This window comes from Streptomyces sp. MB09-02B (assembly GCF_033794485.1).
Classification (GTDB): Bacteria; Actinomycetota; Actinomycetes; order Streptomycetales; family Streptomycetaceae; genus Streptomyces.
Map to the genome: position 1 here is coordinate 1 of NZ_JARGEE010000802.1, position 1,825 is coordinate 1,825.

At 73.2% G+C, this 1,825-nt stretch carries 1 protein-coding gene; it reads left to right on the top strand.

Features of this window, described 5'->3' with window-relative positions; all coding sequences use genetic code 11:
* Positions 1-349 precede the first annotated feature (349 nt).
* Positions 350-997, top strand: a complete 648-nt coding sequence (locus P1P70_RS44195; protein ID WP_319248080.1) for a ScbR family autoregulator-binding transcription factor — start codon at positions 350-352, stop codon at positions 995-997.
* The last annotated feature ends 828 nt before the right edge of the window (positions 998-1,825 follow it).

Here is a 1,825-nt window from a genome sequence, read left to right on the forward strand (position 1 = left end):
TCCCGGTGCCGGGCGTGCCGGGCGGGGTGTGCCCGCGATGGCCTGATGGGGCGGGCGGCGGCCGGCCGGGTATGGAAACCGGCGCTCCGGATGTTTTCGCCCGCCTCGCGCCGTTGTCCGGCGCGGGGCCGTGCTGTGCCGGGGCGTGCTGCGGCGCGGGCCGCCGCGGCCGTCTGACCAGTGTGGTTCTGCCGGGGCGGGGCAGGGGTGTGGGTCGCCGGCCGCGGTGCGGGGAGGGCGGGAGGCGCCGGTGGTGATGGCGGAGCTGCACGATCACGAGTACAGTACCTCCTGGGCGGTTTTTTCTTTGTCCGCCAGTACGCGTACGGTCGAGTGGAGGGGGCAGGCAGTGGCCCAGCAGGAACGAGCTGTCAGGACCCGCCGTGCCGTGCTGGAGGCTGCCGCGACGGTCTTCGCGGATCACGGGTACACGGCGGCGACGGTCGCGGACATTCTCAAGATCGCCGGTGTGACCAAGGGTGCGCTGTACTTCCATTTCGATTCCAAGGAGGCGCTGGCCCGGGGGGTTTTGGAGGTCCAGGCGGACCAGCGGCTGCCCGAGCAGGAGATCAAGCTGCAGGAGATGGTGGACGTCGCCATGACGGTGGCGCACCGGCTGCGGTTCGATCCCGTTCTGCGGGCCGGTGCCCGGCTCTCGGCGGACCCGGCCGGCCGCAAGCACTACGGGAGCGCCTGGCCGCTGTGGGTCGACATGCTGGCGGAGATCGTCTCCCAGGCGCGCCTGCGTGGTGAGACCCTGGCGCACGTGGTGCCGCGGGAGGTCGGGGAGCTGGTGGTCGGGGCGTTCAACGGGGTGCAGTTGTATGCGCAGTTGGAGAGCGGTCTGGAGGACATCGAGCGCCGGGTCTCCGTTCTGCTGCAGTACCTGCTGCCCTCCATCGCCTCGCCCGCGGTTCTGATGCGCCTGGACGTGGCCGCGGACCGCGGAGAGCGCCTCATCCGCGAAGCGGCCGTCCTCGTGCCGGCACCGGTCTGACGCCGGCGCCGGTCTGACGCCGGCGCCGGTCTGACGCCGGCACCGGTCTGACGCCGGCACCGGTCTGACGCCGGCACCGGTCTGACGCCGGCACCGGTCTGACGCCGGCACCGGTCTGACGCCGGCGCCGTTCTCGTGCCCGTGCCGTCCTTATGACCGTGCCGTCCTCGTGCCCGTGCCGGTCTGACGCCGGCACCGTCCTCGTGCCCGTGCCGTCCTCGTGCCTGTGCGGTCCTCATGGTGGTGGAGGTCGTCTCCTGGGCCTGCCGGCGTGGTGAGATCCCTGGTGCACGTGGTGGCGTGGGAGGTCGGCGGGCTGGTGGTCGGGGCGTTCAACGGGGGTAGTTGTATGGGCAGTTGGAGAGCGGTCTGGAGGACATCGAGCGCCGGGTCTTCGTTCTGCTGCAGTGCTTGCTGCCCTCCATCGCCTCGCCTGCGAATTCTGATGCGCCTGGACGTGGCCGCGGACCGCGCAGAGCGCGTCATCCGTGAAGCGGCCGTCCTGATGCCCGTGGCGTCCTGGTGTTTGTGGCGTCCTGGTGTCCGTGTCGTTCTGGTGTCCGGGCGGGCCTGACTGGCCGCGCGGCCGGCGCGGGCGGTGGTGCCCGGGGCCGGGGCGCCGGTGCCGGGTGGGTTGCGGGGGTGGTCCGGGCGCTGCTGGCGGCCGCTGTGGCGGCTGCCGTGAGGCCGGCCGGGCCGGCGCTCGTGACCAGGAGGCCGCGGTGGGCGTGTGCGGTGTCGTGGCGGGCGGGCTCTGCCGGGCCCGGTGCGCGCGGGCGGCTGGAGACCGTCCCGGCGGCGTGGCGGGCCGGTCCCGGCCTTTCGGCG